The sequence below is a fragment of the Collinsella aerofaciens genome (assembly GCF_028209625.1).
Classification (GTDB): domain Bacteria; phylum Actinomycetota; class Coriobacteriia; order Coriobacteriales; family Coriobacteriaceae; genus Collinsella; species Collinsella aerofaciens_AM.
Window position 1 is genome coordinate 1 of sequence record NZ_JAQLDU010000014.1, and the last position, 24,146, is coordinate 24,146.

21 protein-coding genes, 2 tRNA genes and 1 pseudogene are annotated in these 24,146 nt (G+C 59.9%); 10 read left to right on the forward strand and 14 right to left on the reverse strand.

The window, feature by feature from the left end; translation table 11 throughout:
• A partial coding sequence (locus tag PMW70_RS07610) for a hypothetical protein (protein ID WP_271744440.1) occupies window positions 1-193 on the reverse strand: 193 nt, incomplete at its 3' end.
• Between PMW70_RS07610 and PMW70_RS09765 the strand changes: the two genes are divergently transcribed.
• Window positions 117-539: a nucleoside hydrolase gene (locus tag PMW70_RS09765; protein WP_147330830.1), complete on the forward strand. Its 423-nt coding sequence runs from the start codon at window positions 117-119 to the stop codon at window positions 537-539. The genes PMW70_RS07610 and PMW70_RS09765 overlap by 77 nt on opposite strands.
• On the opposite strand, the gene PMW70_RS07615 is transcribed toward PMW70_RS09765, so the two are convergent.
• Window positions 436-1,476 carry a hypothetical protein gene (locus tag PMW70_RS07615; RefSeq protein WP_271744441.1) on the reverse strand — a complete coding sequence of 347 codons (1,041 nt, stop codon included), beginning with the start codon at window positions 1,474-1,476 and terminating at the stop codon, window positions 436-438. The two genes, PMW70_RS09765 and PMW70_RS07615, sit on opposite strands and share 104 nt — an antisense overlap.
• 348 nt (window positions 1,477-1,824) lie before the next feature.
• Window positions 1,825-2,787: a glycosyltransferase family 2 protein gene (locus tag PMW70_RS07620; protein WP_271744442.1), complete on the reverse strand. Its 963-nt coding sequence runs from the start codon at window positions 2,785-2,787 to the stop codon at window positions 1,825-1,827.
• Window positions 2,788-2,909: 122 nt separating this feature from the next.
• Between PMW70_RS07620 and PMW70_RS07625 the strand changes: the two are divergent.
• From PMW70_RS07625 to PMW70_RS07640, 4 genes and pseudogenes are all read left to right on the forward strand, one after another.
• Window positions 2,910-3,676, forward strand: a pseudogene (locus PMW70_RS07625) (ABC transporter ATP-binding protein).
• Between the two features lie 53 nt (window positions 3,677-3,729).
• Window positions 3,730-3,803: transfer RNA gene (locus PMW70_RS07630), tRNA-Arg, on the forward strand.
• 311 nt (window positions 3,804-4,114) lie between these two features.
• A complete protein-coding gene (locus PMW70_RS07635; RefSeq protein WP_117736647.1) occupies window positions 4,115-5,410 on the forward strand; it encodes an AAA family ATPase in 1,296 nt (431 codons plus the stop codon).
• The gene (locus tag PMW70_RS07640; RefSeq protein WP_271744443.1) at window positions 5,407-6,090 is read left to right on the forward strand and encodes an HNH endonuclease family protein; all 684 of its coding nucleotides are present in this window, start codon (window positions 5,407-5,409) and stop codon (window positions 6,088-6,090) included. The genes PMW70_RS07635 and PMW70_RS07640 overlap by 4 nt, the downstream gene beginning before the upstream one ends.
• A gap of 409 nt (window positions 6,091-6,499) precedes the next feature.
• Here PMW70_RS07640 and glf read toward each other — a convergent pair whose 3' ends face one another.
• The 11 genes from glf to aroF form a co-directional block, all read right to left on the reverse strand.
• Window positions 6,500-7,624, reverse strand: a complete 1,125-nt coding sequence (glf, locus tag PMW70_RS07645) for a UDP-galactopyranose mutase (RefSeq protein WP_271744444.1) — start codon at window positions 7,622-7,624, stop codon at window positions 6,500-6,502.
• A 164-nt stretch (window positions 7,625-7,788) separates the two neighbouring features.
• Window positions 7,789-8,790, reverse strand: a complete 1,002-nt coding sequence (locus tag PMW70_RS07650) for a DEAD/DEAH box helicase family protein (RefSeq protein WP_117654849.1) — start codon at window positions 8,788-8,790, stop codon at window positions 7,789-7,791.
• A complete protein-coding gene (locus PMW70_RS07655; RefSeq protein ID WP_117654848.1) occupies window positions 8,790-9,239 on the reverse strand; it encodes a DUF4869 domain-containing protein in 450 nt (149 codons plus the stop codon). Before PMW70_RS07655 ends, PMW70_RS07650 begins: the two co-directional genes overlap by 1 nt.
• A gap of 130 nt (window positions 9,240-9,369) precedes the next feature.
• Window positions 9,370-9,807, reverse strand: a complete 438-nt coding sequence (gene aroQ / locus PMW70_RS07660; RefSeq protein ID WP_117583259.1) for a type II 3-dehydroquinate dehydratase — start codon at window positions 9,805-9,807, stop codon at window positions 9,370-9,372.
• A gap of 64 nt (window positions 9,808-9,871) precedes the next feature.
• Complete coding sequence (locus tag PMW70_RS07665) at window positions 9,872-11,122, reverse strand: shikimate kinase (RefSeq protein ID WP_271744448.1); 1,251 nt, start codon at window positions 11,120-11,122, stop codon at window positions 9,872-9,874.
• Window positions 11,123-12,268: a prephenate dehydratase gene (gene pheA / locus PMW70_RS07670; protein ID WP_271744450.1), complete on the reverse strand. Its 1,146-nt coding sequence runs from the start codon at window positions 12,266-12,268 to the stop codon at window positions 11,123-11,125.
• Between the two features lie 43 nt (window positions 12,269-12,311).
• Window positions 12,312-13,409, reverse strand: coding sequence for a chorismate synthase (aroC, locus tag PMW70_RS07675; protein WP_271744452.1), 1,098 nt, complete (start codon window positions 13,407-13,409; stop codon window positions 12,312-12,314).
• A 1-nt stretch (window position 13,410) separates the two neighbouring features.
• Window positions 13,411-14,730, reverse strand: coding sequence for a 3-phosphoshikimate 1-carboxyvinyltransferase (gene aroA, locus PMW70_RS07680; RefSeq protein WP_271744454.1), 1,320 nt, complete (start codon window positions 14,728-14,730; stop codon window positions 13,411-13,413).
• The gene (aroB, locus tag PMW70_RS07685) at window positions 14,724-15,830 is read right to left on the reverse strand and encodes a 3-dehydroquinate synthase (protein WP_271744456.1); all 1,107 of its coding nucleotides are present in this window, start codon (window positions 15,828-15,830) and stop codon (window positions 14,724-14,726) included. Before aroB ends, aroA begins: the two co-directional genes overlap by 7 nt.
• Window positions 15,831-15,866: 36 nt before the next feature.
• On the reverse strand, window positions 15,867-16,781 hold the full coding sequence (locus tag PMW70_RS07690) for a prephenate dehydrogenase (protein ID WP_271744458.1): 915 nt from the start codon (window positions 16,779-16,781) through the stop codon (window positions 15,867-15,869).
• A 3-nt stretch (window positions 16,782-16,784) separates the two neighbouring features.
• Window positions 16,785-17,807: a 3-deoxy-7-phosphoheptulonate synthase gene (gene aroF / locus PMW70_RS07695; protein ID WP_117629151.1), complete on the reverse strand. Its 1,023-nt coding sequence runs from the start codon at window positions 17,805-17,807 to the stop codon at window positions 16,785-16,787.
• A 204-nt stretch (window positions 17,808-18,011) separates the two neighbouring features.
• On the opposite strand from aroF, the gene PMW70_RS07700 reads away from it, so the two are divergent.
• The 5 genes from PMW70_RS07700 to PMW70_RS07720 all read left to right on the forward strand — a co-directional run bounded on the left by PMW70_RS07700 (window position 18,012) and on the right by PMW70_RS07720 (window position 24,094).
• Window positions 18,012-18,088, forward strand: a tRNA-Arg gene (locus tag PMW70_RS07700).
• A gap of 76 nt (window positions 18,089-18,164) precedes the next feature.
• Complete coding sequence (locus PMW70_RS07705; protein WP_271744460.1) at window positions 18,165-20,882, forward strand: HAD-IC family P-type ATPase; 2,718 nt, start codon at window positions 18,165-18,167, stop codon at window positions 20,880-20,882.
• Window positions 20,883-20,985: 103 nt separating this feature from the next.
• Window positions 20,986-22,128 (forward strand): zinc ribbon domain-containing protein, encoded by a 1,143-nt coding sequence (locus PMW70_RS07710; RefSeq protein WP_158551271.1) that lies wholly within the window; start codon window positions 20,986-20,988, stop codon window positions 22,126-22,128.
• Between the two features lie 107 nt (window positions 22,129-22,235).
• Window positions 22,236-22,778 carry a peptidylprolyl isomerase gene (locus tag PMW70_RS07715; RefSeq protein ID WP_055249980.1) on the forward strand — a complete coding sequence of 181 codons (543 nt, stop codon included), beginning with the start codon at window positions 22,236-22,238 and terminating at the stop codon, window positions 22,776-22,778.
• 11 nt (window positions 22,779-22,789) lie between these two features.
• Window positions 22,790-24,094 carry a tetratricopeptide repeat protein gene (locus PMW70_RS07720; RefSeq protein WP_233503136.1) on the forward strand — a complete coding sequence of 435 codons (1,305 nt, stop codon included), beginning with the start codon at window positions 22,790-22,792 and terminating at the stop codon, window positions 24,092-24,094.
• Window positions 24,095-24,146: the final 52 nt, after the last annotated feature.

Sequence of the window (24,146 nt, forward strand, 5' to 3'; positions counted from 1 at the left end):
TTGCCCGTATCGTAGGCAATGCGCCGAATGCTCGCCATCGAAATTTATCGGTGGCCCACTTCAGACTGTAATGGGCGACCGACCGCAAGCTGTCCGATGAGCCGGCAATCGTGGAGATGGCCCGCTCTATTTCCGGGTTGCCCGACGATACCAAGATGACACTTGTTCCAACCGGTCCCTTGACGAACATCACGCTGTTCCTACGTACGTACTCGGGGCGTGCCGATCGTATCGACCACATCGTCCTCATGGGCGGCACCACGGTTGGCGGAAACGCGACCGTGTACGCCGAGTTCAACATATGGGACGACCCCGAGGCTGCGCAGATTGTGGTCTCGAGCGGGCTACACATCGTTATGTGCCGCCTCGATGTGACCCAGAATGGCGGTTGCGGCTTTGCCTTTCCGCCATTCTGGGTCACATCCGGAGTACTGGTTATGAGACGCGCTCGGCGAACTCCAGGTATTGCGTGCGGCGCCACTTGTCCATCGTGGCGGCGTAGAGGCTTTCGGTGTTGTCGAGCTCGAGTGCATCAGTGACTTGGTTGTTGTTGAACCAGCCCTGAATGCTGTTCCCGTATACGACCGCGAGCACGACAGATGCGGTAGCGGCCACGATGTTCCAACGCCGGCGTGACGCGAGCGTGAGGGCGGACCTGGCGCTCGATTCGAGCGAAGGGTGGCTACCGAGTGCGGTGTGCGCCCCCATCGCCGTATTGGAGGAGGGACACGCGTCACGGTTGATAAGGGAACCGATTGTCATTCTGAGCGAAGGACGCGCAGCGTCCGTAGTCGAAGAATCTTCGCGGGCGTTGCTACCCGCCTTGAGATCCTTCGGCATGTCAACTGAACTTGCTTCAGTTGACATGTTGCCGCCCACCGGCAGTTTCGGCGGGCGTATCAACGACAGTATCGCGAGCGCTATGCACAGCAGCCCCAGCGCATCCAGCATCGCCGGCGTGAGCACGTAGTCGTAGCCGGCGGATACGGCGGCGGCCGTACCCAGGGCGAGCAGGTCGCTTGGCAGAATTGCCACTCCCTTGAACGCCCAGATGAAGCTCTGCGCTATGCCCACGCCGGCGCACGCTACGGCCGCGAGCGCGGGGCCGGCGCCGCGGCGCAGGAATGCGAAGTAGGCCACGGCCATGAACGCGGCGATGAGCGCTACGGAGAACGTCACGGACGACCACGGCAGCAGACCCACGTTGTTGTTCCACGCAACCTCGAGCGCGCGGAAGGAGAGCGTGGCCGCCACGAGGATGCACACCGCATCGCGCAGGGTGCATGCGAGCAGGCGCATTGGCGCCTTGGTTGCATCTATAAGGCGGGCGAGGGGTCCACGCAGCAGCGGTACGAGGCCACAGGTGCCCGCGGCGCAGGCGAGGCCCGTCGTGGCGCTGGTGTTGCCCGTATCGGCGGTCCAATCTTCCACAAAACCTTGTCCGGTCCAATAGATGATGAACCCAAGCAGACCCACGAACGGAACCTGCCACAGAAGGGTGGTGACCTCTATGCGGCGGTGGCGCCAGAACTGCCATACCTGCTATGCCGCGGCGGCGAAAAGGATGAGTATGAGCGCGCCGGTGGTGGGGCCGGCGTTCGCGGCTATGGTGGTGGGGGCTTCAGTTTCCATGCGGGCAACTCCTGGACCGCACGCAGGCGGCGGACAATCTCTTTACATGCTCTTTTCTATAACAGGTGCGTGAACCTGCCTCGCCTGTCACCCTGGGCGCTATGCGCCCAGGGTGAGTTCCTAAAGGAAGGTCGGTAGCGATTCCTACTCGTTGTAGCACGGCACGACGATGGAAATGCGCGGTATGGCGGTTTACCTTGCGTTCGGGTTGTCGTTGCGATAGTCACCGAAGGCGTATTTGCTATACACATTGACTTCCCACTGCTTTTTTTCGACCTTTGCCACGGAGTCGAGGATAAAACCAGTCGCGAGACTTAAGCCACACAGGAACATAAACGATGCGGCGAGCAGGGCGGTTGGGAAGCGCGGAACAAGACCGGTCTGGAAATACTCGACAATGATGGGAATGCCCAGGGCAAGACCGATTATTGCAAACAGGAGCGCAACGAGGCAGAAGAATTTGAGCGGGCGGTAGTCCTTGAACAGCGTGCCAATCATGGCGACGACCTTAATGCCGTCGCTGACGGTATTAAGCTTAGATTCGGATCCTTCGGGGCGATCGCGGTACTCAATAGGCACATCCTTGATGCGCCAGCGGTGGTCGACGGCGTGGATGGAAAGTTCTGTTTCAATCTGAAAGCCCTCGGAAAGCACGGGGAACGTTTTGACAAAGGGACGGTTCATGGCGCGATAACCTGTCATAACGTCGTCGAAACTGTAGCCATAGATCCACTTGATCATGGCACGAACTAGGTTGTTGCCAAAGTCGTGGAACGCACGCTTGTTTTCTTCGGCATAGGTGCCGTTGGACAGGCGATCGCCCACAGTCATGTCCGCCATGCCGTTGAGGATGGGCTCGCAGAGGGCTTTGGCTTCCTCGGCGGGATAGGTGTCGTCGCCATCGACCATTAGGTAACAAGCAGCATCGATATCGCGGAACATCTGACGGCAGACATTGCCCTTTCCCTGTCGGGGCTCAAAGCGCACTGTGGCGCCGTGTTCCGTTGCGATGCGCGAGGTATCGTCTGACGAGTTGTTATCGTATACATAGACCGTCGCCTGCGGAAGCTCGCGGTGGAAGTCGTCAATGACTTTGCCGATCGTAAGGGCTTCGTTGTAGCAGGGGATAATGACGGCAATAGATTCAGAATTCACTCAATGCTCCTTTGATATTCAAACGTAGAAAGTATAGCCGTTTGGCCCTGGCATCCTGAGATGTAGCCGTCTTCCACAAGTCCGAGCGCAAATTCATCTTCTACATCTAAAGGAATGCTGTGATGACTGAATCTGTTGTTGATTACAACGAGCAGCTTCTGGCTGTCGAGGCCGACGCCACCACCATGATCTTTAACATGGCGTCTGACTCGCTGACCAGCCTCAAAGAATGTTTTATTAAGCTCGCTAAGCATGAGTTGTTCTTTGAGGAGTTTAGGGCGCTTAAGCACATCTCGTTTGATATTCACCGCGGTGAGGTCGTGGGCTTGGTCGGTACTAATGGTTCCGGCAAGTCCACGATGCCCAAGATTATCGCTGGTGTGCTCGAGCCTAGCGAGGGCAGCGTTAAGGTTCATGGCAACATTGCACCTCTGATTGAGCATGGAGCTGGCTTTGATCCCGAGCTGACGGCACGCGAGAACATTTATTTGAACGTTGCGCTAGTCGGCTATACCAAGGAATTTATCGATGTCGACTTTGATGGCATTATCGAGTTCGTTGAGCTGCAGAACTTTGTCGACATGCCGCTCAAGAACTTCTCTTCGGGTATGGTTGCGCGCATTGCTTTTGCAATCGCCACCATTACCGAGCCCGATATCCTGATCGTCGATGAGATGCTTTCCGTCGGCGACGTGTTCTTCCAGCAAAAGTGCGAGGCCCGTATTCAGCACTTTATCCAGAGCGGTGACGTGACGGTTTTGTTCGTGTCGCATTCCATGGAGCAGGTTGAGCGCATCTGCCAGCGTGCGTTTTGATTGAGAAGGGCGACCTTCGTATGGACGGCCCGGTCGATGAGGTATGCAAGGTATACCGCGAACAGTTCAAGTAGGTTATACTTATTTGTGCTTGGCGGGCTCGCGCTTGCTTGGCGTGCGGTTATTTGCTCCATTAGCTCAGTTGGATAGAGCAGGGGACTTCTAATCCCAAGGTCGACGGTTCGAATCCGCCATGGAGCACCTTTTGTTTAATAAGCTCAGCTTTTGCTGGGCTTTTTTGTTCACAAATGCGAAGTTGAGCTACTCTGTTTCTGCGGGCTCCACGATTTATGAGTTATGTAGCAATTCCAGATTCTAAGACAGGGGTCGTTTGCGTTTGGCGGCTAGCCATCGACATCCTTACACTAACGCTGACTCGAAAGGCCTTATCTCCTGCCCATTTTTCTCTGCACAATTGAAGTCTGAAGTGGTTGGCTATAATGCTGCTAACTGAGAATTGACGCACGATTTTCCACTCGATTGGCTACTAACATAATTCACGGGAGGCTATCGTGAGCTTCGCTAACGCTGCGTTGCAAATTAAGAAACTGAAGATAACCAACTTCCGTAAGTTCGAATCATATTCAATTGAATTCGATCGTCAGCTTACCGTTTTGGTCGGCGATAACGGCACGGGTAAAAGCACGCTTATCGATGCAGCTTGCATTGCGCTGGGGACGTTGTTCCAGAAAATTCAGAACGCTGAAGCTCTGGGCATAGTCCCAGATGATTCTCGCGGAGCGGTTATCAAACAGGGCGACATGTTCGACATTCAGTCCCAGTACCCGGTGTCAGTTGAGGCATCGGGCATTGTCCTGGGGGAAGAGGTGGGCTGGCTGCGATCGTTGAAGAGTGCTAAGGGACGCACCACGCAAGCCGATGCCGGACGTGTGATTGATGCTGGCGAACACCTGCAAGAGCTTGTCGGTAAAGGTAATGAAGTCGTTCTGCCTGTTCTTGCCCGCTACGGGACTGATCGACTGTGGAAACAAGCGGCGTCAAAAGATAAAGCAACGCCCAATAGAACGCGCGGTTACGAGGGCGCTCTGCGGGCATCTGCGAATGAAGCCCGTATGAATGCGTGGTTTAAGTCTCAATCGATTTGGGAATGGCAGGATAGGCGAGAGAGCGCCTTATTCACTGCGGTTAAGAAGGCGCTCGCGTCTTGCTTTGATGCCGCCGCGACAACCAAGGGCGCCATGGTCGACTACGACGTCGAGCTTAACCAACTTGTGTTTATATACACCACTGCTGAAGGTGTTTATCACCGCAATAGAATGCATTCTATGAGCGATGGCTATCGTGGGACGCTGAGCCTATTCGCAGACATCGCGTACCGCATGGCAACGCTCAATCCGGCTTTGGGCTCTAATGTGCTCGAGACGCCCGGTGTTGTTATGATCGATGAGATTGACCTTCATTTGCATCCCCGCTGGCAGGCCAGGATTCTCGAGGACCTTGTTCGCATATTTCCCAACGTTCAATTTATAGTTACAACGCATTCACCTGTTGTGGTTGCGTCGGTGCCTCGCGGTAACATCCGCATTCTTGGAGAGGACGCTGCAACGGTGCCTGCAATGGAAACGCGTGGACGCGATGCCGGGGATATTCTCAACACCGTTCTGGGCGCATTCTCTCGACCTGAAGAGGCGGCTCGATTGTTCGATTTATTTAATTGCGCCGTTGATGAAGAGCGCTTTGACGACGCTAGGCTTGCGCTCCAAAAGCTTGAGGAGTTTGTGGGCGTGGACGACCCCGATGTTGTTGCCGCTAAGACGACCCTTGAGCTTGAGGAGCTGCTGTCGTGATTCCGATCGTTAAGGCTAAAGAGCCTCCGGCACTTACCAAGGCCAAGAGAGCCATACGCAATACCCCCGATACGACGTTTGATTACACAGCGTTGCGCGGAGAGAACAAGCGAGAGGTTCTGGAGGCCTTGCTTGCAGAGCAGGATCATCTCTGCGCTTATTGCACATGCAGGATCGGCGTTGGTGATCATCCGGCTACGATCGAACATTTGATTCCGCAAAATCCTGAGGACTCTGCAGCGGATGGCGAATTGAGTCTCGATTATCACAACATGGTTGCTGTCTGTGACGGACGTGGCGGGGCAACGTGTGACAAACGACGTGGTAACAAGTCTCTTACGGTTGATCCGATCAAGCCTTATACGCTCGACAGCATTTTCTATCATCGCGACGGGCGTATTGATGCTGCTGATAGGAGCGTGCGGTACGATCTTGAGGTTACGCTCGGGCTCAACGCGTCGGGTACCAACTTGTGCGGCAATCGTTCCAAATCTATGGAAGCAATTGAGAAATCCATCGACCGTGCTATCAAGCGCAAGGGTGCCGAGGAAAACAGAGCTGTAAAGAAGGCTATTTGCGTAAAGGTTCTCAAACTGTTTGAATATCAGGCGGATATGAAAGACGAGTATTTGGGCGCCAAGTTATATAAGGCGCGCAAACTCGTCTCAAAGTATGCTTAGTGTCCTTTTGCTGCTGTGGTGGCATGTGGCTCTCACATGACAGTGCGCCGCCCAGCCGTACCAGCGAGGCCGTCGGGGGGCTTTATTGTCCCCGAGCTGCACTTTATCTCGCGGTGTGTCCAAACTATTGTTTCGATGGGTTAATTTCGCCTGAATGTATTCTCTATTAACTGAATTCTCTTCAGATTATCGATTGTTTTTATAGCTATTTATAAAGTTTTATATAGCTATATAACTATTTATAAAGCTATATAAACGAAGCAGGGATGAGATTCTATCGAGGTATTAGAGCTCCGGAGCTCCAGATTAAATATTCGAGATTAAATGTACAGCGATTAAGGGCGATTCACGGTAACATGCCGTGAATCGCCCTGTTCGATTTGCTCTTGTTTGCGATAACCCGCTTTGTCTACTCCTCCGTCGGCTCCACACCGAGCTCGTTGCGCACCAGCTCAAATGCCGCGGCGATGGCCTTGTCCATGTCGTAGTATTTGTAGCCGCCCAGGCGACCGGCGAAGATCACGTCGCCTTCCTGTGCCGCTAGCTCCTCGTACTGCTTGTAGAGGGCCTCGTTCTTGGCGTCGTTGATGGGGTAGTAGGGCTCGTCGCCGGGCTTCCAGTCGGCCGGGTACTCGCGCGTGATGACGGTCCTGTCCTGCGTGCCGAACTCGAAGTGCTTGTGCTCGATGATGCGCGTGTAGGGGACCTCGCGCTCGGTGTAGTTGACCACGGCCACGCCCTGGTGGTCGGCCTCGTCGAGCGTCACGGTCTCGAAGCGCAGGCTGCGGTACTCCAGCGTGCCCAGCTTAAAGTCGTAGAACGCGTCGATGGGGCCGCAGTAGATCGTCTTGGCGGCGATATCGGGCTCGGCGGCGGCCAGCTCCTTGTACTCCACGCCGCAGCGCACCTCGACGCCCTCGAGCATGTTGGCGACCATCTTGGTGTAGCCGCCCATGGGGATGCCCTGGTAGCGGTCGTTGAAGTAGTTGTTGTCGTAGGTGAAGCGGCAGGGGAGGCGCTTGATGATGCTCGCGGGCAGGTCGCGGCAGTCGCGGCCCCACTGCTTCTCGGTGTAGCCCTTCACGAGCGTCTCGAAGATGTCGCGGCCGACGAGCGACAGCGCCTGCTCCTCGAGGTTCTGCGGCTCGCCGATGTTCTCGGCGGCCACCTGCTCGGCGATCTTGGCCTTGGCATCGGCCGGCGCGACGACGCCCGGCCACATCTTGGCGAAGGTGTTCATGTTGAAGGGCATGTTGTACATGTTGCCGCGGAAGTTGGCTACCGGCGAGTTGACGTAGTTGTTGAACTCGGCGAAGCGGTTGACGTAGTCCCAGACGTCCCTCATGGAGGTGTGGAAGATGTGCGCGCCGTAGCGGTGGACCTGGATGCCCTCGACGTCCTCGGTGTAGACGTTGCCGGCGATGTGGTCGCGGCGGTCGATGACCAGGGCCGACTTGCCGGCGCGCCTGGCGGCATTGGCAAAGACGGCGCCAGAGAGGCCGGCGCCGACGACGAGGTAATCGTACTGGGACATGGATGTGCTCCTTTGTATGTAATCAAACAGTTACTTAAGATTTGGGACAAATAAACCTGATAATTCTGTTCCAAGGATTAGTGTACCAGGCGTGTTGTAGGCTTTCTTTCAGCGGCTTCAGCTCATGTGCATAGCCCCGGTTTCTAGATGATTTAAAGAATCTGCTAATTCGTCTTCAAACACTCCGGTAAGACTTTCGATACGGCATTCATTGCCTGCGGCTTTAGGTACTGCTCGTTGAGTCGCGCCTTTTTGTAAGCGTAGCGAGTGTCTGCTGAGTATTTGACCAGCACATCGGTGAAGAACCGCTCCCAGCTTAAATAATCGCGACTTTCGATATAGCTTGAGGGGTCCTCGAGGATTTTGGGAATGTCGCTGCTGGGTATGAGCTCGGAGCGCAGGAGTGTCCACTCAAACGATTCCGGGAGGAATAGGCGAACGTTCTTGTAAACGCGCTGTCCGAGCACTTTTTCGATGTAGGGACCAAACGCTGCGCCGTCTCCTATGGCAAGAACGTTTTGCTCGGGGCATTCGTGAATCGTACGTTTTAGATTCGCAACGCCGGTGGCCGTATAGCAGGGGATTCCGAGCCGTTTGCAAAGAGCGTTGTAAAACTGATAACCAGACTTGCTGTCCTCCACAACCACGGCATCGGGTATTTCGAATCCAACATTTAGGTCCTGATATAGCATGCTTGCCGTGTGGCTGTATATCGGTTTTGTTACCGAGTAGAAGCGTTTATCGCTCTTTCGGCCATTGATTGTTTTACTCGTGGTGTTTACCAGCTTTAGGATTTCGTCGACACTGTAGGGGAGTTCGCTGGCGTCTCGACGAGATATCAGGACAAAATAGTTGGATGAGCCGTTTACGGCTTTGGCGAAGTCCTTTGAGTAGATAAACTCGTTGCCCTCATCTAGAAAGACGATTGAATCTTCGATGATCGACAGCTCGCGCTCCCAGCGTCTGCCGGAAAGCGTTTCGCAAGGCACGTCGGAGCTAAGTGCAACGCCGCTTTCCGGTCCTCGGTCGTTGTAGTCGCGAATCATCGAGATGAGCGTCGTTTTGCCCGTGCCGCTGTTGCCACGGATGAAGGAAATATTGCGTTTAAAGGTGAGCGTGTATTTGACTTTTGCGCGCTCCACGACAACAGTGTGTGTTCCCTTCATTACTCATCAACATCCAAAAAGTCATTCGTGGCACCGACAAACTCCTGCATGTTTCTAACGATGCGGCCATCGTTATTAATGCGAATCTCAAAATGCCTCCAGGGGAATTTCATGATGTGGTAAAGGGTTACCAGCACATCCTGTTCTTTGCCAATTTTGAGCAGCCAGCGGGCGCAGTTATCTCCGCAAGTGGATGCATTGAACACCATGTTTGGGAGATTGCGCACCAGAAGTAGCGTTTTAACGCCGCCGGAAAGCTCGAGGGGCGTAATCGAACCGAGCTGTTTGCTGATGATGTTGTGGGGGCCGATGAGCTCTGAACCGTCAACGCCTTTAATCATCTGCGCTGCCATAGGGTCCTCGAACCAGGAATCCAGGTATGAGTTCCTAAAATAGGTTTCGGTATCGTAGATGGAACGGGGGTAATCTCCCAGATGGATGCTTAACATGAGCGTCTCCAGACGTTTTGTGACTGCAACGATTATATGCCAGTAATAAAGTGCCGCCAGTAGTGAGGTTGCTGCTGGCGGCACTGGCATTATTGGCGTGCGAATCGCGTTGATGGATTTGCTCGCGAGGCTACTTTTCGAGACGCTCTTTCAGCAGCTCTAACGCGTGAGCGTAGCCTTGGAGGCCTTCGCCGGTGATGGTGGCGAAGCAGGCCAGGCGGGCGTAGCTCACCTGACGGAAGTCCTCGCGGGTCTCGACGGCGCTGATGTGGACCTCGACGGCAGGGATGGCGACGGCCTTGAGGGCGTCGAGGATCGCGACGCTCGTGTGCGTGTATGCCGCCGGGTTGATGACGATGCCGTCGACCTTCCCGTAAGCCTCCTGAATCTTGTCGACGATGCTGCCCTCGTGGTTGGACTGGAAGACCTCGACCTCGTCGAAGCCCTGTGCGGCGCCCGCTTCCTGGCAGATCTGCACTAAACGGTCGTAGTTGTCGCTGCCATAGATGCCCGGCTCGCGAATGCCGAGCATGTTGAGGTTGGGGCCGTTGATGACGAGTGCTTTCATGGTTGCTTCCTTTGCGATTGGAAAACCACCACAAAGTTGCCTGTCCCCTTTGTGGTGGTTTTGATTAGAGAGCGGGTGGGAGGGTGTCGAGGAGGGTTTGGGCGGTGTTGGCGGCGCAGTCGCGCGAGTCGATGATGTAGTCGGCCCAGGCGCGGTAGCGCGGCATGCGCTGCTCGGCCAGCTTGTCGATACCATCGCGGGCGGTGATGGGGCGTCCCTTGTGGGCGAGTTCGTCGAGCTTGCGGTTGAGCATCACGATCTGGCTGTTCTGGTGCAGTAGCGGGTAGTTCTCGTCGCGCGTGACCACGCCGCCGCCCGTGGAAAGCACCAGGCCGCTGCACTTGGAGATGCCGGCCAGCACCGCCGTCTCCTGCTCGCGGAAGGCCGCCTCGCCGCTCTCGACGATAAAGTCGGCGCAGGGCATGCCCAGGCGCTCCTCGAGGGCGCGATCCAGATCGATGTGCTCTCGTCCCGTGAGCAGGGCAATCTGCTCGCCCACACGGGTCTTGCCCGAGCCCGGCATGCCGATCAGCGCGATGTTCTGTTCGCGGCGTGACAGGCGCTCCGTTACGTCCAGAATGCGCTCGCGCGGAGTGACCTGGCCGGTGTAGCGCTCAACGGCTTGCGCCGCCTGGGCCACGAGCATGAGCAGACCGCCGATGCAGGGGATGTCGCGGCGCTCGGCCTCGAGCATGAGTCCCGTGCGAGCGGGGTTGTAGACAATGTCGATAACGCCCTCGAGCGCATTGAGCCCCTCGAGTGTGCAGGGGGCGTCGGGACAGTGGGGGAACATGCCGGCGGGCGTGCAGTTGACGAGCAGTGCGGCGTCGGACTGCTGCGCGATGTTGTCGTAGTTGACTTCGCTCGTGCGGCCGACCGGCACGACGATGGCGCCCAGGTCGCCGAGCACCATGCTGGCAGTGGTGCCGGCGCCACCGGTGGCACCGAGCACGAGGGCCTTCTTGCCGGCGACCTCAACGCCCAGCTCCTCGACTAGGCACTGAAAGCCGAAGTAGTCGGTGTTGTCGCCGCGCAGGCGGCCGTCGGGCAGGCGCGTGATGGTGTTGACGTTTCCCATACGCTCGGCGAGTGGACTCAACTCGTCCAGGTATTCCATGACGGCGCGCTTGTAGGGGATGGTCACGTTGGTGCCCTCCCATTCGTCACCCGTCATAAAAGCCTGGAGGTCCTCGGGCTCGCGCTCAAATCGTACGTACTCGAGCCCCGCGAGCTCCTTGTAGATGGTCGGGGTGTAGCTGTGGCCCAGCACGCGGCCCAGCACGCCGTAGGGGCGGGTTGCGGCGACATCGGTCATCTAGAGCACCTCCGTGTAACTGCCAAAGAAGGTGAAGCTCTCGCACACGTCGTCGATGGAATCGAGCAGGTCATCGAGGGCCTTGCTGCCAAAGGGGCAGTCCAGGTCAAAGTAGAACATAAACTCAAAGTCGTGCCCGGGGATGGGGCGGCTCTCGAGCTTGATGAGGTTGATATTGAGCGCGTAGAAGCGCTCGAGTACGCGATAGAGTGCGCCCGGCTCGTTGGCCGTGGTAATCATGAGCGAGGTGCGGTTGGCGCCGGGGTAGACGCGTGGCTCGCGGGTGATGACGACAAAGCGCGTGTAGTTGTTGTCCGAGTCCTGGATGTTGGGCTCCAGTACCTCCAAGCCGTAGAGTGCGGCGCAGCTGCGCGATGCGATCGCGGCAACATCGGTGCGTTCGGAGCTGGCGACCATCTCGGCCGACATGGCCGTGTTGGGGTACTTGGTGGCGTGCAGGTCGTGCGCCTCGATAAAGCCGGCGCATTGGGCAATGGCCTGGCCGTGGCTGTAGACCTCGTGCACGTCCGCAAGCTTGGCGCCGGGCTTGACGAGCAAGTTGTGGTCGATTTTGAGGCGAAGCGAGCGCACGATGTGGAAGTCGAACTGGGCGAGCAGGTCGTAGACGGCGTTGACTGAGCCGGCGGTGGAGTTCTCGATGGGCAGCACGCCAAACTCGCAGAAGCCGTCGCGCACGGCGCGCATAACGCCCTCGAAGGTCTCGAAGAACGCAATGTCGGGCACGTCGAAGAGCCTGCACGCGGCAATTTGGCTATAGGCGCCCTCGACGCCCTGGCAGGCGACGCTAGCCGTCTGGGGGAAAGGCGTGTCAAAGGCTGCAGCCGTGGCGTGGGCCTTTTGTGAGACGGTGATGCCCTTGAGCTCGTTGATGTAGCGCTGTTGCTCGGCCTTGCTCATGCTCATGAGGAGGCGGAACAGGGTGATGGCTTGGGCCTCGTAGCGCTCGGGCACGCGGCTGGCGAGATTGTTGAGCTTGGAGCGCTCACGGGCGGGGTCGAAGACGGCCTTGCCCATCTCGATTTTAGACTTGGCGACCTCGGTGGCAATGTCCATGCGCTCGACAAAACTGTTGAGGAGCGTGGTGTCGATGCCATCGATGGCCTGGCGGATGTCAGCAAGGTCCATGGAGACCCCTTTCACGTGTCGGGGGATGTTGAGGGGTGGGTAGTTAGCGCTGGGCGGCGTCTTCGAGGAGGGCGTCCCAGATGGCAAGGGCGGCGGCTGCCTCGGCTACGGGGACGGCTCGGGGGACGATGCAGGGATCGTGGCGGCCGTGGACCGAGAGCTCGGCATTTTCCATAGCGTCCATGTCCACCGTCTGCTGCTCGCGGCCAATTGAGGGCGTCGGCTTTACGGCCATGCGCCACATGACGGGCGCGCCGGTCGAAATACCGCCCAGGATGCCGCCGGCGTTGTTGGACTCGACCTCGATCTCGCCGGTCTCGGCATCGATGCGATACGGATCGTTGTTCTCGCTGCCACGCATGGCGGCCACGGCAAAGCCCATGCCAAACTCCACGCCCTTTACGGCGGGAATGCCAAACGCGATTTGCGCGATGCGGTTCTCGATGCCATCGAACATGGGGTCGCCGATGCCCGCAGGAAGCCCGTAAATGCCGCACTCCACGATGCCGCCGATGCTGTCGAGTTCGTCGCGCGCGGCTAGGATTTCCTCGTGCATGCGGCCGGCGGCGGCGGCGTCAATGCACGGCAGATCGTTCGTAAGGATCGCCTTGCGGTCGGCCTCGCGATAGACCATGTCGTCCATCGGCAGGTCGGAGATGCCGCCGATCTGCGCTACATGCGCCATCACTTTAATGCCGCGGGCCTCGAGTGCCTGCAGCGCAATGCCGCCCGCGATGCACAGGGGTGCCGTTAGGCGGCCGGAGAAGTGTCCGCCGCCGGCGACATCGTGCATGTTGTGATACTTCACGCGCGCAGGGAAGTCCGCATGTCCGGGGCGGGGCTTGCGGCGCAGTTCGGAGTAATCCTTGGAGCGCGTGTTGGTGTTCTCGATAATCGCGGCGATGGGCGCGCCGGTGGTATGTCCATCGACAACACCGGCGATGATGTGCGCGGCGTCGGCCTCGCGGCGTTTGGTTGCGGTCTCGTCGCGACCGGGGGCGCGACGGTCGAGGAAGGCCTGCAGCTGCTCCTGGTCCACGGCGATGCCCGCCGGAATGCCATCGAGTGAGCAGCCGATGGCGGGGGAGTGCGACTGGCCGAAGATGCTTAAGTGCAAGACGTTGCCAAAGGTCGAGGACATGCTATTCCTCCTCGAGTGTGACCTTGCCGCCCAGCAGGCGGTAGTGGTCGAAGAAATCGGGATAGGACTTGTTGACGGCCTCGGCGCCGTGGATCACGACCTCGCCGGTGGCGCGGCTCGCGGCGATAGCGGCCATCATGGCGATGCGATGGTCGTTGTGCGAATCGACCTCGCCGCCGGTGAAGGCATCGACACCCTTGATGATGAGGCCATCGCCGGCAATGCGCACCTGCGCGCCCAGCGCGGTGAGCTCGCGGGTGGTGGTGACCAGACGGTCGGATTCCTTGATGCGCAGACGGGCGCAATCGCGAATAAAGGTGCGGCCCTGTGCCAGCGAGGCCACGGCCGAGATGACGGGCACCAGGTCCGGAATGTCGTGGGCACTCATCTCAAAGCCGGCGAGCTTGTCGGACTGCACGGTGGCGGCGTTGGTGGAGCGCACGATGCGGGCGCCAAAGCGCGAAAGCGCGGCAAGCACGTTACGGTCGCCCTGTGCGGAGCTCAGTGACACGCCCTCGACGGTGATTGGGTCGGTGCCGATGGCACCGGCGCACAGCCAAAAGGCGGCGTTGGACCAGTCGCCCTCGACGGCTACGCTGCCGGGCGTGCGGTACGAGCCGCTGCTCACGCGGAAGTTCGTGACCTCGGGCTGGTCGTCCTTGGCCGGAATGCGCTCGACGTTGACCTCGACGCCAAAGGCCTTCATGGCCTGTATCGTCAGGTTGATGTAGGGGCGGCTCTCGATAAGGCCGCATACCTGCACGCAGGAGGGCTGGGCCAGCAGCGGGGCTGCCAGCAGCAGGCCGGAGATATACTGCGAGCTCACGTTGCCCGGAAGCACAAAAGTGCCCGGGCGCATGCGTCCGCTCGTCTTGAGCGGAAAACCGCCCAGACCCTGCAGGTCGCAGCCGGCGGCGATGATCTCGTCCGAGAGCGGGGAGAGTGGGCGGGCGCCCAAGCGTCCCTGACCCACAAAAGTTGCTTCTGCGCCCAGCGCGCAGGCGACGGGCAACATAAAGCGGAGCGTGGAGCCGCTTTCACCGCAGTCAAGCGTGCCGCCGGCAAGGGCCTTGAGCAGGCCAAACTCAACACTCTTCATGGTGGGGTGGACCTGGAAGCCGTCCTCGACGGTCTCGATGCGAGCACCCAGTGCCGTAAGGCAGCGCACCGTGGCCTCGATGTCGGCGCAGGTGGTGTTGCAGGTGACGTGCGTCTCGCCGTTGGCAAGCGCAGCGCAGATGATCAGGCGATGCGCCATCGACTTGGACGCGATGGCGGGAACGGTGCCCTTGAGCGGGGACGGGGTGATGCGGGCTAGCATGCGGATGCGTCTCCCTTCTGGCCGAGGCCCTCGGCAATGAGTTCGTGGAAAGTGGAAAGCGGTGTGCGGTCGATGCTGCAGCGGCCAATGCCGTGCGGAATCACCAGGTCGATGGTGTCGCCCGCGCGCTTCTTGTCGTGGAGCGCCTCGGCAAAGACGGTATCGGCATCTAGGTCACAGCGGGTCGTGAGGCCATGACGGGCGCAGAGTTCCTCAATACGACCGGGCAGTGCGGCATCGCAGACGCCGTGCAGGGCCGCGGCGCGCGTGATGATGCCCATGCCGATCGACACGCAGTTGCCGTGTCCCAGCTCAAAGTGCTCGCAGGCCTCGACGGCGTGTCCGGCGCTGTGTCCAAAGTTGAGGAGCTTGCGCTGGTTGGTTTCGCGCTCGTCGGCGACGACCACGGCGCGCTTGATGTCGATATTGCGGGCAATGATAAGCGCCACGCGAGCCACGTCCTGGTTGAGCAGCTCCAGCGTGAGCGGGGTCTTCTCCAGCTCGGCGAAAAGCTCCGGGTCGGCGATTACGGCGTGCTTGACGACCTCGCCGCAGCCGTCGGCGAACTGCTCGGGCGTGAGGGTGGCCAGGCACCCCACGTCGGCGATAACCACACTCGGCTGCCAAAAGGCGCCGGCCAGGTTCTTGCCGGCAGCGAGGTCGATGGCCGTCTTTCCGCCCACCGACGAATCAACCATGGCGAGCAGGCTCGTGGGGACCTGCACAAACTTGCAGCCGCGCATGTAGGTGGCGGCCACAAAGCCCGCCACGTCGCCCACGACGCCGCCGCCGAGTGCCACGATCACGTCGGAGCGCGAAAGCTCGTGCTCGGCCACAAACTCCAAAATGGCAACGTAGGCCTCGGCGCGCTTATGGGCCTCGCCGGCCTCGAAGGTGCAGATGCTCACCTCGTAGCCTGACGCCTCCAGGCTCTGCTTAACGGGCATCTGGTAGAGCGGGCCCACGTTGGTGTCCGTCACGATGACGGCCTTGGTGCCGCCGGCGGTGGCGCGCACGAGCGGCCCCGCCTGCTCCAGCAAAAACGTGCCAACATGCACCTGATAGGGGCGTGCAGTGTCGATATCGATGGTAATCGCCATAAGCTTCGGTCCTTTCGACCTGGCGTGATGGGTTGTCTAGTGGGAGGCCTCGTCGTCGAGTGCGCGCTTGATGCGATCGCCCTCGGCAAGGAGATTCTCCAGATAGCGCTGGTCGCGTTCCTTAAGGGCGCGGCTGTAGGCGCCGAGCGATTCAATCAGATGGTCGATCTCGAAGGCGAGCGCATCGGCGTCGTCGATCATGAGCTCGGACCACATCTGCGGATTGAGGTGCGCCACGCGGGTGAGGTCGCGGTAGCTGCCGGCCGAAAAACCGTGGTGAACCTGAGCGGTCGGGCTTTTAACGTAGGCGTTGGATACCACGTGCGCAAGCTGGCTTGTAAAGGCGATGACGCGGTCGTGCTCGGTAGCGCTGGTCACGCTGAACTTGCCAAAGCCCAAGGGGCGCACCATCTCGCGCACCTGGCCCAAAAGCTCCAGCTTGAGCGCATCGTCCACCGCGGGCGGTACGAGCACGAGCGGGGCGCCCTGGAACAGGTCGGCGCGGGAGTGCGCATAGCCCGAGTACTGCGTGCCCGCCATGGGGTGCGCACCCACAAAGTAAAAGCCGTGCTCGCGGGCAAGCTCAAAGGCGCGCTCGCACACGATACCCTTGACGCCCACCGTGTCGATCACCACGGGGCCCATGATGGCCTCGGTATCGGTGGCGTCGGCGAGTGCCTGGGCGTGCGCCTCTAGCCACTCGATGCAGGCTTCGGGGTAGCAAGCCAGGACGATGATGTCGCATTCGCCGAGCGTCTCGTCGTTGAGCTCACCGGCAACGGTGCCCATGCTGGCGGCCGTCATGACATCGTCATCGGTATCCCAGGCCAGCACGCGGACGCCCGCCTGCGCATAGCCGCGGGCAAAGCTGCCGCCGATGAGGCCAAGGCCGACGATACCGGCACACTTGGGGCCGCCCTGGTTAACGCGCGCGTTTCTCACTGTACCCATGGGCTACTCCATGGTCTCTTGGCAGACGACCTCGCGGATGGCTCGGATGCGGCGCATGGTGTCGTCGAACTGATCGGGGGTGAGGGCCTGGGCGCCGTCGGACCAGGCGCGGCTCGGCTCGTCGTGGACCTCGATCTCCAGGCCGTTGGCGCCGCAGGCGGTCGCGGCAAGCGCCATGGGCTCAACGTAGCGGGTGTAGCCGGTGGCGTGGCTGGGGTCGGCGACGACGGGCAGGTGCGACAGGTGGTGCAGCACCGGCACGGCGTTGAGGTCGAAGGTGTTGCGAGTACGGGTCTCGAAGGTGCGGATGCCGCGCTCGCACAGGATGACGTTGTCGTTGCCCTCGCTCATGATGTACTCGGCGGCCATGAGCAGCTCATCGATCGTGCCGGACATGCCGCGCTTAAGCAAGATCGGAGTCTTGGTCTTGCCGACCTCTTTGAGCAGAGGGAAGTTCTGGGCGTTGCGGGCGCCGATCTGCATGACGTCGATTTTCTTGTCCAGGAAGACCTGCACGTCGCGCGGGTCCATGATTTCGGTGACGATCGGCATGTCGAGCTCGGCAGACGCCTCGCACAGCAGGTCCAGGCCGGCAGGGCCCATGCCCTGGTAGGCGTACGGGGAAGTGCGGGGCTTGTAGGCGCCGCCGCGCAGCATCGTGGCACCGGCGGCCTTCACGCGGCGGGCGATGCGGATGAGGTTCTCGCCCTCGACGGAGCACGGGCCAGCGATGACCTGGAACTGATCGCCGCCGATCTTGACGCCGTGGCCGCAGTCGATGACGGAGTCCTCGGGGTGGAACTTGCGGTTGGCGCGCTTGAACGGCTCGGAGACGCGCTGCACGCGCTCGACGACATCCATGGACTCGAGCAGGAACGGGTCGATCTTGGTCGTATCGCCCACCAGGCCGATGATCGTCTCATTCTCGCCGCGCGAGACATCGGTCTTCAGGCCCTTTTTCTCAATCCAGCTGACGATATGGCTGACGGCCTCGTCGCTGGCGCTCTGCTTTAAAATTGCAATCATGGTGTGCCTCTCACCTCGATGGATAACTTTTGCAAAAACGGCCCGCATCGCGAGCCGTGTATATATGGTGCATGAGAGTTTATACTATCTGACTCGCTTTTGCCTTCTAAAGTGGGCCGTTGCGCCGCGTCTTCCTCGGAATTGCAAAGCTTTTTCTTTTATTTTGATAGCCCGTGGTGCACTTGGGTATAATGCCATACGTTGGCCCTATTAGCTCAGGGGATTAGAGCGTCTGCCTCCGGAGCAGAAGGCCGTTGGTTCGAATCCAACATGGGGCACCATCGAACGTAAGACCGTCCGAACCTCGCATGGTCCGGGCGGTTTTTCTTATACCGACGCGACGTGATGGGACGTGGTATGGCAGCAACGGATATCGAGCGTGGACTCTCGACCGCCGAGGTCGAGGAGCGCATCGCCGCCGGTAAGATCAACCGCAACATGGAGCTCAAGACCAAGTCGGTCAAAGAGCTCATCATCGAGAACCTCTGCACGCTGTTCAATTTGATCAACGTGATCTTGGCGTTCCTGGTCATTTTGACCGGTTCGTTTAAGAATCTGACGTTCCTGTTCGTGGTGTTCCTCAATACCGCTATTGGCGTCATCCAGTCCATGCGTTCCAAGAAGATGGTCGATAAGCTCACGCTGCTGACCTCCAAGAAGGCCATTGCGGTGCGCGACGGCGCCGAGGTGGAGCTCGACCTGGACCAGATCGTGCTCGACGATATCATCCGCCTGGGGCGTGGCGACCAGATTCCCGCTGACGCCGTGGTGGTTTCGGGCGAGGCGCTCGTGAACGAGAGCCTGCTGACGGGCGAGAGCGACCTTATTAAGAAACAGCCCGGTTCCGAGCTCATGAGCGGCAGTTTTATCGACTCAGGCCTGCTGCGCGCCCGCGTGATCCATGTCGGCGCCGACAACTACGTGGCCAAAATTAATAACGAGGCCAAGTACGTCAAAAAGGTCAATTCCGAGATCATGAACGCGCTTAACGCCATCGTGCGCTTTGCGAGCATCATCATGATCCCGCTCGGTTTGGCGTTGTTTGCCTCGAGTGTGAGCGAGCTGTGGGATGCCGCGGGAACCCCAGGCGATAGCGCGCTTTCGTGGTGCTTCTCCGAGCTGTTGGCTGGCCATGTGCCTTCGTCGGCGCTGCTGTCCACAGTGGGCGCCCTGCTGGGCATGATCCCGCAAGGCCTGGTGCTGCTGACCTCGTCGGTGCTCGCCATCGCCACGGTGCGCCTGGCCCGCCGCAAGGTGCTGGCGCAGCAGCTCTACTGCATCGAGACGCTCGCGCGCGTCGACGTGCTGTGCCTGGACAAGACGGGCACCATCACGTCGGGTCGCATGGAGGTCGAGGGCACGTATCCGCTGCCGGTCGAGGGTATGGGTGCGGGGGAGGGCGACGCCGCCGTTCCCGTCGATACCACGGTGCTCGATTTTGCGCTGGCTAACGTGGCGCGTGCGACTTCGGCCGATGCCAACGAGACCTGCCAGGCGCTGCTCAACTATTACGCCGATCGCCCGGTCGAGGTGTCTGAGCCGCTGTCGGTCATTCCGTTCTCGTCCTCCAAAAAGTGGAGCGGCGCGTCGTTTGCGCAGGGCTCCTATGTGATGGGTGCGGCGCAGTTTGTGCTCTCTGATCGTGCGTTTGCCCAGGTCGAGAACCGTGTCGCCGAGCTTGCCGATACCTGCCGCGTGCTCGTGGTGGCGCGCGTGGACGGCTTTACGCCCGATGGCGATATGGCGGGCGAGGCCGAGCCCGTGGGCTTTGTGACCATCCGCGACGAGATTCGTACCTCGGCGGCCGAGACCATCGGCTACTTTAACGAGCAGGGCGTGACCCTCAACGTGATCAGTGGCGACGACCCGCGTACGGTGTCGTCGATCGCGCGCGTGGTGGGCGTGCCGGGGGCGGACGCTTATGTGGACGCCACGACGCTCGATACGCCGGCCAAGCTCGATGCCGCAGTGGACCGCTACCATGTCTTTGGTCGTGTGACCCCGCAGCAGAAGCGCGAGCTCGTGCAGGCGCTCAAGCGCCGCGAGCACACCGTGGCCATGACGGGCGACGGCGTCAACGACGTGTTGGCGCTCAAGGAGGCCGACTGCTCCGTCGCCATGGCGGCCGGCTCCGATGCCGCGCGCAACGTGGCCGAGATCGTGCTCGTCGACAACGACTTTGCCTCGATGCCCGCCGTGGTGGCCGAAGGCCGTCGCTCCATCAACAACCTGCAGCGTTCGGCTTCGCTGTTCTTGACCAAGACGCTGTTCTCGATGGGCCTGGCGGCGCTGTGCATCGCGCTGCCGCCGTACCCTTTCGAGCCGATTCAGATGACGCTCATCAACTTCTTCTGCATCGGCGCGCCGGGCTTTGTGTTGGGCCTGGAGCCCAACAATGCTCGCGTGAAGGGTGCGTTTTTGACCAACGTGCTCAAGCGGGCACTGCCGGCGTCGATTGCGGTCATTTTGGCTGCGGCGCTCGATATCTTTGTGGCGCGCGTGTTTGGCTTTAGCCAGCTCACGCTGTCTACGATGTGCCTGCTTACGTCGTGCGCGGCGAGCGTCAGCCTGATCTGGCGCATCTCGCAGCCTCTCACGCCCTTGCGCGTGGTGCTCTTTGTGTTTGTAGTCGCTGGCATCTTGGTGGGCGTTATCGGATTCCCGGAGCTGCTGTCTATTGCCAACCTGTCGATGGGCCAGATGGTTATCTTGGCTGTCATCGTGGTCTTTACCTGCTCGGTGTTCTTTAAGCTCGCCACGATGATGGATTCGCTCAAGCCGCGTCGTCGTCATGCCGCAACTGGTTTTGGACGCGGTGTGCGCGTCCGCCTGGGTCGCGGTGGCGGCAAGGTGAGCTCGACGGGTTCGACGGCGGAGCGTTTTGCCAAGCGCGTCGCCGCCGACATGGCGCAGCGCCGCGAAGATCGCACCGCTCGCGAGGCCGAGGCCCGCGCACTCGAGGGCGTGGCCCAGGCCCAGCCCAAGAAAAAGAAGGGTAGCGGAGCCAAGCGCTCTCGCGTAACCAAGTCCGCCCAAGGCATCAAAGTCTCGATGCCGAGCAAAAAGAAGAAGTAGCTACGCGCCCTGGCGATGTTGAATTGGTGCCTTGCTCCTGTAGGGCCGTGGCGATGTTATGCTCTAACCTCGATTATTTGAATTGCTTCGAAAAGAGGATGCCGTGATCTGCCCGCATTGCCTTAAGACTATCGAGGACGGCGCCTCGTTCTGCCCCTACTGCAACGCCTATGTGGGTCCGGGCGATGGTCCGGAGCACACCGAGTTCGTGTTCTGTGAGGGCTGCGGTGCCCGTCTTTCTCCGCATGATCGCACGTGCCCCAAATGCGGACGCCCCGCTCCGGGTATCCTCTCCGAGGACGCGGCCGCATCCGACCTGGCAGCGGGCCGCACGGCGGGCTTTCCGCGCCTAACGCAAGAGCAGATCGATACCGAGGTGCCGCATGCGCCGGCCTCTGCCGCTGCGGTGCTTTCGGACGCCGCCGACCCCAATGAGACCTGCGTGCTGCCAGCTTTCGATAAGGATTTCGGTATCCCCAAGGTCGATATTCCCACGCCCGTTTCCCTGCATGACGATGCTCAAAAACCCAAGCGCAAGGTGCATCCCGACGAGGACGCCTATCACAAGCACAAGCGTCATATCCCCAAGCCGCTCATTATCATCGCGGTCCTTGCCGTCGTGTGCGGTGGTGCCTATTGGTTCGTGACGACCGACCCCATGGGTGTTATGCCTGGCTTCTACGACCAGTTTGGCCAAGCTGCACAAACCACCTTCCCCACGCGTCAAAAGGGCGAGGCGACTGAGGACGATACCAAGCAGGGCGATTCTGCCGAGGTGGTCCAGGAAGAAACCGTGCTCACCGATGATCAGCTCTATACCAGGCTCGACGGTCTGTATCAGACCATCGTGTCCTACGCTGACGAGGACCAGATCGGCGAGGTCATCGATTCCTTTAACAACGGTTATCTCCGAACGCCGCTGTCCACCCGTCAGGAGCTGTCGCAGAGTGCCTACGCCCTGCGCGACCAGATCAAAAAGACGCAAGATGAGCTCAACAACCTGAAAGTACAGGACGATACGGTCTATGCGGATGACATCGCCCACTTAAAGCAGCTTGCCGAGTGGATGTATGAGCGCGTCGACGTGATCTGCCAGAGCTGGGATATCTCGCTGGCCATTCCCGATGGCGAGTCGATGAGTTCCCACCAAAGCGAGATCCTGGCGCCCATCGCGCAGGGCGGCAACAGCGCGCTGAACCAGTACGATGCCAATGTGGGTTCCTGGAAGCCGCAGCAGCGTTCCTAAAATTAGTTCGCCATAGTCGGCATAACCTACGTGCGCAATTGATGTAAACCCGTGCTTATTGCTACAATTCGTACAAATATGCTTTAAACGCACGAGGAAGGAACCACATGTTTGGTTTTAAGAAAGAGCTCTACACGCCCGAGTATCAGCTTGTCGGCGACGAGTGCGCCGTAATCGAGACGTCGAAGGGTACCATCAAGGTCAAGTTTGACGGCGAGGGCGCTCCCATTCATGTCGCGAACTTCTGCGAGCTTTCCACGATGGGCTTCTATGATGGCCTTAAGTTCCATCGCTATGTGCCCGGTTTTGTTATCCAGGGCGGCGACCCCAATACCCGCGACATGTCCGGCGCCGACGTCGCTGCCGGTCTTGAGGGCCCCGACGGTATGCCCGGTACCGGTGGCCCCGGCTACTGCATCAAGGGCGAGTTTGCCACCAATCCGCGCAACAGCCATGTCGATGGCGCCCTTGCCATGGCACGCTCCATGGACCCCGATTCCGCGGGTTCGCAGTTCTACTTCTGCCTGGGTGCCCAGCATAACCTCGATTCCGGTTACACCGTCTTTGGTACCACGGTCGAGGGTCTCGATGTGATTTCGCAGCTGCGTGCCGGCGACGAGATCGTCCATGTCGAGATCGTTCACGAGTAAAGGGGACTTCCTTGAATAGCCAGCTGATCCAACAGGGCCGCGCCGCTTACCGCGCGGGTGATTTTTCTGCTGCAGCCCAGATGCTTGGGGCGGCAAAGACTCCCGATGAGATTATGGGCGAGGCCGATCACCTTCGTGGCAACGCCTTGATGCACCTGGGCATGTATGCCGAGGCCGCCGAGGCCTATGCCGCCGCCCTCAACGACGGTACCTACGGCAAGCGCGGCGCGCTGCTCACCAACCGCGGCAAGGCGCTCGCCGCCGTGGGCGACTACACGACGGCCGCTCAGGCGTTTTCTGCCGCTACGCAGGATGCTTCCTATGCCACGCCGTTCAAGGCCTATCTGGGCCTAGGCAATGCGCTGTTCCAGTCGGGCGACTATGCCAACGCGGGAACCGCCTTCCGTCAGGCTGCCATCGACGGCGCCAATCCGGCTCCTGCCGCCGCACTCGGCGAGCTCGGTCGTTGCTTCATTAAGCTCGGCCGTCCGGCGGATGCCGTGGAGACCTACCGCACGGCTATCGACTTTGCCGGCCCCCGCGACGACACGCGTGCACTCAACGCCGGCATGGGTCAGGCGCTTTCTGCCGCCGGCCGTCCCTCCGACGCACTCGACGCCTTTAACGCCGCTACTGCCGATGGCATCTACCAGCTCACCTCCGAGCAGGCCGATGAGCTTGCCCGCGTGCAGGATTCGCTTGCTGCGCTGTCTGCCCAGACGGCTATGGCCACGGCTCCGGCGCCCGCGATGGACGCTCCTGCCGTCGATCCGCTCGATCCTACGGGCGCGACCGGTCAGTTTATGCCCGATCCCTCGGACACCGGCTTCTTTACGCTGTCCGAGTCCGAGATGGTCCAGCAGGACCGTCAGGATCGTAAGCAGGCCAAGGTCCGTCGCCGCCATCGCCACACGGGCCTCAAAGTCTTCATCGTGCTGCTTCTGCTCATTTTGATCGCCGCGGGCGGTCTGGGCTTTGCCTACACGCGCGGCTTTGGCTTCCCGTCTCAGGAGTCTGTCGTTACCGATCTGTTCCAGGCTGCCGGTGACGGTGACACCGCAAAGGCCGAGTCTTGCCTGGCCTCGAGCCTGTCCGAGGACGCTAAGTCGATGATCATCTCCTCGATTCCGCAGGGTGCCACCGTGTCCGTCGAGGGCATGGATCAGTCCATGACCGAGACGACCGCTAAGGTGAAGGCATCGCTGTCCAAGGGCGGCGAGCAGGAGTACACCGTCAAATTCGTGCGCTCCGACAATCATATCGGCTGGGCCGTTTCTTCGCTCGATATGGATTTCTCGGCTGCTGACAACCAGTAGTGACCTTATGGGATTTAGCTTTGCCCGGCGCTTCACCGCAAGTGAGGTGCCG